Annotated in this window: 6 protein-coding genes; 1 reads left to right on the top strand and 5 read right to left on the bottom strand. The window is 67.9% G+C overall.

What is annotated here, in order from left to right:
• Nucleotides 1-17 precede the first annotated feature (17 nt).
• The 5 genes from ACWGID_RS07930 to ACWGID_RS07910 form a co-directional block, all read right to left on the bottom strand.
• Complete coding sequence (locus ACWGID_RS07930; protein ID WP_452195548.1) at nt 18-533, bottom strand: hypothetical protein; 516 nt, start codon at nt 531-533, stop codon at nt 18-20.
• 1 nt (nt 534) lies between these two features.
• The gene (locus ACWGID_RS07925; protein WP_452195546.1) at nt 535-2,040 is read right to left on the bottom strand and encodes an Nramp family divalent metal transporter; all 1,506 of its coding nucleotides are present in this window, start codon (nt 2,038-2,040) and stop codon (nt 535-537) included.
• Nucleotides 2,041-2,115: 75 nt separating this feature from the next.
• Nucleotides 2,116-4,263 (bottom strand): acetate--CoA ligase family protein, encoded by a 2,148-nt coding sequence (locus ACWGID_RS07920; RefSeq protein WP_452195544.1) that lies wholly within the window; start codon nt 4,261-4,263, stop codon nt 2,116-2,118.
• Between the two features lie 25 nt (nt 4,264-4,288).
• Complete coding sequence (frc, locus tag ACWGID_RS07915; protein ID WP_452195542.1) at nt 4,289-5,515, bottom strand: formyl-CoA transferase; 1,227 nt, start codon at nt 5,513-5,515, stop codon at nt 4,289-4,291.
• A gap of 131 nt (nt 5,516-5,646) precedes the next feature.
• Nucleotides 5,647-7,356: a thiamine pyrophosphate-binding protein gene (locus tag ACWGID_RS07910; RefSeq protein ID WP_452195540.1), complete on the bottom strand. Its 1,710-nt coding sequence runs from the start codon at nt 7,354-7,356 to the stop codon at nt 5,647-5,649.
• 123 nt (nt 7,357-7,479) lie between these two features.
• On the opposite strand from ACWGID_RS07910, the gene ACWGID_RS07905 reads away from it, so the two are divergent.
• On the top strand, nt 7,480-7,845 hold the full coding sequence (locus ACWGID_RS07905; RefSeq protein ID WP_452195538.1) for a hypothetical protein: 366 nt from the start codon (nt 7,480-7,482) through the stop codon (nt 7,843-7,845).
• Nucleotides 7,846-7,880 lie beyond the last annotated feature (35 nt).

Here is a 7,880-nt window from a genome sequence, read left to right as displayed (position 1 = left end):
GGATGCGGGCGACCGGTTTACTTGCGGCCTGTGGCTGTTTTGCGGGCTTGTAGGGCTGTGGCTAGGTGGGCGTACTGCTCGACGGTGCGGCGGGCGTACTGGTTGTGGTCGCGGATGTGGGGCCACCAGAAGCGGCCGATCTGTTCGTGCATCCAGAGGAAGCCGATCGCGAATCCCATGCTCACCAGGGCACGGAAGGCGAGGAACTTCCACGGTTCCGGCGGCAGCCCCGGCGTACCGGCGACCACCCATTCGGTGACGATCGCGTGTGCCATCAGCGCCAGCGGGAACCCGACCACCCAGTAGATCGCCGCCGGCGCGAACACCCCGGCGGGGACCTTCCCCAGTGCCACGAGGACGGCGTACCCCGCTCCGAACAGGATCAGCGGTACGCCGAGCCCGAGGCCCGTGAGGGCTGCCCAGCCGACGGGCTGACCGACGAACCCGGCCAGTCCGCCGGCGATCAGCCCGCCCGCCGCGCCGACCGACGCGGCGGGGACGGTGAACTCCGCCAGCTGCTTCAGCGAAGCCATCTCAGCCGACCGCCACGCCGAAGCGGAACAGGCAGTAGAACAGCATCCCGAGGTAGAACACCGCGCCGAACCCGATGATGACGTTCCGCACCGGTCCCGGCCGGATCGGCTTCGGCAGCAGCTTGTTGTTCGTCAGCAGCAGCACGATGCAGTACGCGCCCATCGCGAACGTGGACAGGAACGCGAGCGTGTCCAGGATCCCCGCCGGACCGTCGGCCGGACCGAACAGCAGGATCAGGATCCCGAAGAGAATCACGCCCCACAGGAACCCGGCGTACAGCCGCGACATCGAGAACCGTTTGGCGCCCGGCACGAAGTAGTACGTCATGTCCGCCTGGCCGCGGGAGAACGAGTCGAACAGACCGAGGGTCGCGTTCAGCCCGATCAGCGCGATGAAGGCGAAGAACAGCGTGCCGAGGATCGACGAGCCGGCCGACGCGAACGCGTCCGACATCGCCTTCAGCGCCGCTTCCCGGTCACCGCCCTCGATCAGTGAGGCCACGTCCGGGTTCGTCCGGGCCGCCGACATGGCGAGCACGGTGAACGAGATCGTGACCAGCATCGTGATGCCCCAGAAGAGCAGGATGGCGTCGAACGTGACCCACTTGCGCCAGCCCTTCCACTTCGCCATCTCGGCCGGGTCCTCGGTGTCGAACATGAAGCCACGCGACGGCATCGACTCCGCGTCCTCCGAAGCCGAGGCGCGCAGCCCGCGGATCTTCGGGATGTGCGCGCCCATGCCGGCGCCGCTGTCGCGCAGCTGCAGCGTGTACCACATCTGCTGCATCCCGGACGGTCCGGCGAACGCGATCGAGCCGACCACGACCGGGAACCAGGCCGACGTCATCGCCTCGTGTGGGAAGTACCCGAAGGCGAACATCCCGGACAGCGTGCGGCCGAGGTCGTCCCAGCTGCCGACGAGCGCCGCGATCACCGACGTACCGACGACCAGCAGGCCGATCAGCAGACCGAGCAGTTTCTCGAGGAAGTTGTAGATCACCGACAGCAGACTGAACAGCACACCGACGAACACCAGAGCCACGCACGCGGTGACCTGCCACGGTATGCCGGTGATCTCCTCGAAGGCGGCCGCGCCGGCGGACAGATGGCCCGGCCACATGTAGATCAGGATCGCCGCCGCGTAGAAGAACCACATCAGCGGTTTGAAGATCCGGGCCGCGCCGAAGAAGATGCTCTCCCCGGTGGCCATCGCGTACCGCGCCATCTCCAGCAGCACGAACGCCTGCAAGGTGACACCGACCATGAACAACCAGCGGATGTCCGGCCCGAACACCAGGACGAGCCGGGGCCACATGTACGACTCCCCCATCCCCACTCCCAGTGCGACCAGGAAGACGGTCGGACCGAGGATGTGCATGGAGGGTGGTGCGTCCGGAAGTTTCCGGATCGGCATCGGTTCGAGCCTGCCCGCTTTCCAGACCTTCTCGGTCGCTACGGCCGCGGACGGCTCTTCTGGCACTTCTGAGGTCTTGCTCGTGACGTCCAAGGCGGACTCCTTAGATTGACGCCAACTAGCTGACTACCACTCCCCCGCAGACTGCTTCCTCCAATCAACCGAAGATCAACCGCGGCCGAGCGGCCCGGCGTTGCGGGCCCAGCGGTACTTCGCACCGAGGACCTGGACCGGCGTCTCGGTCGTGTACGGGTAGGCGACCACGCCGTGGTCGAACAGGTACCGGCTGGCTTCCTCCACCTCGACGTCGCCGGACAGCGAGGCGACCACCGGCTTGTCGATGCCTTTGGCCCGGAACTCCTCGACCACCTCGGCCACGAGCTTCGCGAACACCATCGGCGGCGTCACGATCGTGTGCCAGTAGCCCAGGATCAGGGAGTGGATCCGCTCGTCGGACAGCCCGAGCGCGATCGTGTTCCGGTACGTCGACGGTGGCTCGCCGCCGGTGATGTCGACCGGGTTGCCGGCCGCCCCGAACGGCGGGATGAACTTCCGGAATGCCTCGTCGAGGTCGGACGGGATGTCCATCAGCGTCAGCCCGGCGTCCACACAGGCATCCGACAGCAGTACGCCGGATCCGCCCGCGCCGGTGATGATCACGACGTTCTCGCCCTGCGGCGTCGGCAGCAGCGGGATCCCCCGGGCGTACTGGAGCATCTCGTTCAGCCCCGGCGCCCGGACCACACCGCTCTGCCGCAGAATGTCGTCGTACACCTTGTCGTTGCCGGCCAGGGCGCCGGTGTGCGAGCTCGCGGCGCGCGCGCCCAGGGAGGTACGACCGGCCTTCAGTACGACGACCGGCTTCTTCTTCGACACCCGGGCTGCCGTCTCGGCGAAGGCCCGGCCGTCCTTCAGGTCCTCAAGGTGCATGGCGATCAGGTTGGTGCTGTCGTCGTTCTCGAAGAACGTGAGGAGGTCATCCTCGTCGATGTCGGCCTTGTTGCCTACCCCAACGATCGCGGAGACGCCCATCCGGCTGGAACGGCTGAACCCGAGGATCGCCATCCCGATGCCTCCGCTCTGTGACGAGAGCGCGACACTGCCCTTGACGTCGTACGGCGTACAGAAGGTCGCGCAGAGGCTCTCGGGCAGGTAGTAGTAGCCGTAGATGTTCGGCCCGAGGATGCGCACGTTGTGCTTGCGGGCGATCGCGACGACCTCGTCCTGCAGCTCCTGCTCGCCGGTCTCGGCGAACCCGGACGGGATCAGGATCGCGCCCGCGACGCCCTTCTCGCCGCATTGCTCGAGCGCCCCGCCGACGAACTTGGCCGGCACGGCGAACACGGCGACGTCCACGTCACCCGGTACGTCGAGGATCGAGGCGAACGCCTTGCGGCCGAGGACCTCGCCACCCTTCGGGTTGATCGGGTGGATGTCACCGGCGTACCCGCCGTTGACCAGGTTCTTCATCACCGAGTTGCCGATCTTGCCGTCTTCGTTGGACGCGCCGATCACGGCCACGGCCCGCGGCCGCATGATCCGCGTCATCGCGGCCAGGATCTCCTCGGAGCTGTACCGCTCGACCGGTTTGCCGGCCTCGGCGTCGACGATGATCCGGAAGTCCACCGCGGTCGCACCGTCCGGCCCGGCGAGCACCGGGTTCAGATCCACTTCGGCGAACTCCGGGAAATCCGTGACGAGGTCCGACAACCGACGTACCAGGTCACCGAGCGCGTCCTTGTCGACCGGTTGCGCGCCGCGGACGCCGTCGAGCATCTCGCGCGCACCGATCCCGTCGATCATCGCCCGCGCCTCGTCGTCACTGAGCGGCGCCAACCGGAAGGTGACGTCCTTCAACACCTCCACGAGTACGCCGCCCAGCCCGAACGCGACGACCTTGCCGAACGTCGGGTCGGTGACCGCACCGACGATGACCTCCTGCACGTCACCGTCCGTGACGAGCATCTTCTGCACCTGGACGCCAGTGATCTCGGCGTCGGCCTTGTACGACCGCGCGTTGGCGAGGATCTTGTCGAAGGCGTCCCGCGCCGCGTCCGCGCTGTCGACGCCGACCACCACACCACCGGCGTCGGTCTTGTGCAGGATGTCCGGCGAGACGATCTTCAGGACGACGGGGAATCCGATCTCGGCGGCGAGACCGGCCGCTGCCTCGGCAGTCGTGGCCAGTCCCTCGCCCGGCGTCGGGATACCGTACGCGTCGGCGACCAGCTTGGCCTCGGGTGCGCTCAGCGAGGTGCGGCCGTCCGCCAGGGCCTGGTCGAGGATGGTCCGGACTGCTGCCTTGTCATAGGTCATGCGGATGCACTCCAATTCGCGAGGGTCAGATCACGCCGGCGGTCTTGAGGTCGTCGAGTTCGCTCGCGTCGATCCCGAGCGCGCCGTAGATGACGGAGTTGTGCTCGCCGAGACCGGGCGAGGTCTCGACCTGGACCGGGGAGTCGGACAGTTTGATCGGGCAGCCGACGGTGTGGAACGTCCCGCGCTGCGGGTGCTCGACCTCGACGACCGCGCCGAGATCGGCGAGCGTCGCGTCCTCGATCAGCTCCCGGGTGGACATGATCGGCCCGCACGGCACGTTCAGCGCGTTGAGCTTGTCCATCACCTCGAACTTGGTGTGCTGCTCGGTCCACTGCTCGATCAGCGCGAACATCTTGTCGAGCTTGTCGAGCCGCGCGGCCGGCGTCGCCCAGTCCGGGTCCTCGGCCAGCTCGGGTTTGCCGATCAGCTCGGCGATCGGCGCCCAGCCCGGCGGCTGCACGATCACGTAGATGTAGTCGTTCGGGCCGCCCGGCGCGCAGCGCAGCGCCCAGCCGGGCTGCCCGCCACCGGACGCGTTGCCGGAGCGTGGAACCTCGTCGCCGAAGTTGTCGTTCGGGTACTCGCGCAGCGCTCCGTGGGTCAACCGTTGCTGGTCACGCAGCTTGACCCGGGTGAGGTTCAGGACTGCTTCCTGCATCGCCACGGTCACCCGCTGGCCGGTGCCGGTGTTCGTCCGTTGGAGCAGTGCGGCGAGGATGCCGGCGACCAGGTGGATCCCGGTGCCCGAGTCGCCGATCTGCGCCCCGGTCGCCGTCGGCGGTCCGTCCTCGAACCCCGTCGTACTCATCGCGCCGCCCATCGCCTGGGCGACCACCTCGTACGCCTTGAAGTTCTCGTAGCGGCCGGGACCGAAGCCCTTGATCGAGGCGAAGACCAGGCGCGGGTTGAGTTCCTGCAGGCGTTCCCAGGTGAAACCCATCCGGTCGATCGCGCCGGGGGCGAAGTTCTCCACCAGGACGTCGGAGTTCTTGACCAGGTCGGTGAAGATCTCCTTGCCGCGGTCGGACTTCATGTTCAGCGTGATGCTGCGCTTGTTGCAGTTCAGCATCGTGAAGTAGAGGCTGTCGACGTCCGGGAGGTCGCGCAGCTGCTGGCGGGTGATGTCGCCGGTCGGGGCCTCGAGCTTGATCACGTCGGCGCCGAGCCAGGCGAGGATCTGGGTGCAGGACGGTCCGGACTGCACGTGGGTCATGTCGAGAACACGGACACCTTCGAGGGCCCTGGTCATTGGGCCTCCCGGCCTGGACTGAGGAGCGGAGGGAGCGAAGCGACTGGAGTGACGAGGGAAGGCCGGGAGTTACAGCCCAATGACCCGCCGCGCCGGAGGCGTGGCATTAGTACCGTCATGCTGGGTCCCCTTTACTTGTACATGGTCTGGTTCATGGTTCCGGGGGCGTACGCGTCTGGGTCGACCCAGACGTTGATCAGCGAGGGCAGTCTGGATTCGCGCGCGCGGAGCAGCGCCGGCCCGATGTCCTTCGGGTCGCGGACCTCCTCGCCGTACCCGCCGAGCATCCGGGCGAACTCGTCGTACTTGACGTCGCCGAGGGTGTTGCCGATCCGGCCGCGGTCGTGGCCGTACTTCGCTTCCTGGCCGTACCGGATCTGGTTCATCGACGAGTTGTTGCCGACCACACCGACGAACGGCAGGTTGAACCGCACCAGCGTCTCGAAGTCCCACCCGGTCAGCGAGAACGCGCCGTCGCCGAACAATGCGACCACCTCCTTGTCCGGCCGCGCGTACTTCGCCGCGAGCACGAACGGGATCCCGACGCCGAGCGTGCCGAGCGGTCCCGGGTCCATCCAGTGGCCGGGCGACTTCGGCTGCACGACGCCACCGGAGAACGTGACGATGTCGCCGCCGTCGCCGATGTAGATCGAGTCCTCGGTGAGGAACTCGTTGATCTCGTGCGCGAGCCGCAGCGGGTGGATCGGGTTCGCGTCCGACAACTGCCGCGGGAGCCGCTTCTGGTACGCCGCGTTCTCCTCGGCCCGCAGCTCGGCGAACCAGGCCTTGCGATCCGTCTTCTGCAACCGGCCGGACGCCGCCTGCGCGACCGCGGCGAGGATCGCACCCGGGTCGCCGACGAGGCCGAGGTCGATGTCGCGGTTCTTGCCGACGGTGCGGTAGTCGAGATCGATCTGGACGACGGTCGCCCTCTTCGGGAGCCGGCGCCCGTACCCCATCCGGAAGTCGAACGGCGTGCCGACGATCAGGATCAGGTCGGCGTTGTTGAACCCGTACCGCCGCGACAGGTGGAAGTGGTGCGGGTCGCCCGGCGGCAGCGTGCCGCGGGCCGAGCCGTTCATGAACGTCGGGATGTCGAGGGTCCGGACGAAGTCGACGGCCGCCTGACTGCCGCGCGACGTCCACACCTGCGAGCCGAGCAGTACGACGGGCTTCTCGGCGCGCACGAGCAGATCGGCCAACGCCTCCACGCTCGCGGGGTCCCCGATGCTCTTCGTCGAGGCCCGGTAGTGGCCGGCCTCGGGAACCGTCGCGGACTCGACGGGCACCGAGTTGTCCAGGATGTCCCGCGGGATCTCCAGGAACGACGGCCCGGGGGCACCGTTGTAGCACTCGCGGAACGCCATCGACACCATGTCGGCGGCGCGCGCCGTGTGCGGCACGGTCGCCGCGAACTTGGTGATCGGAGTCATCATGTCGACGTGCGGCAGGTCCTGCAGGGACCCCATCTTGTGCTGGTTCAGCGCGCCCTGCCCGCCGATGAGCAGCATCGGGCTCTCGGCGCGGAACGCGTTCGCGACCCCGGTGACCGCATCCGTCGTACCGGGGCCGGCGGTGACGACCGCGCAGCCGGGCTTGCCGGTGACCCGCGCGTACCCGTCGGCCGCGTGCGCGGCGACCTGCTCGTGGCGGACGTCCACGACCGCGATGCCCTCGTCGACGCAGCCGTCGTAGATGTCGATGATGTGACCGCCGCAGAGCGTGAAGATCACGTCGATTCCCTCGGCCTTCAAGGCCTTCGCGACAAGGTGACCACCTGAAATGGTCTCCGGCTCCGTGACTTCGGCGACGGGTTGGGTCTCCGACACTGTCTGCGCCATCTGCAGTCATCTCCTCGGAAGGGCCGGGATCCGGCTTGAGTGTAGATTGCATACCGTATGGTGTAGTCGTAGTCTTATCCCAGGCGACAGCGGTTGTCCAGAGCTCGGCACCAGGAGGCTGCGATGACGATTTCCGACGAACTCGACCGGACCCGCACCGCACTGCACACGCTGGAGAAATCCCTTATGGCGTTGAGGAACCGGCTCGGTCCGCATCTCGACGTACTGCGGCTGCTGGACGATCTGGAACGCTGCACGGCCGACCTCCGCCGGCTCGAGCAGCAGGTCCGCGCGCCCCGCCGGCAGGAGCTCGTCACGATCCCGGACGGCGACTACGACCACGACTTCTGGGCGGAAGCCGAGCACGAGGGACTGGGCCGTACGGCGCCCTGGAGGCACTGCTTCAGCAACGTCCGCAACCGGACGTGGGGGGGGGCGGCCCCCCCCCCCCCCCCGCGCCCCCCCCGCGGGCGCCCCCCCCCGCGGTAGGGGCAACGACCCGCAGAGAGACGTCCGCACCCCCC

The organism is Kribbella sp. NPDC054772 (assembly GCF_053611945.1).
The sequence above is the reverse complement of the archived record's forward strand: the minus strand, read 5'-3'. Positions and strand labels throughout refer to the sequence as shown.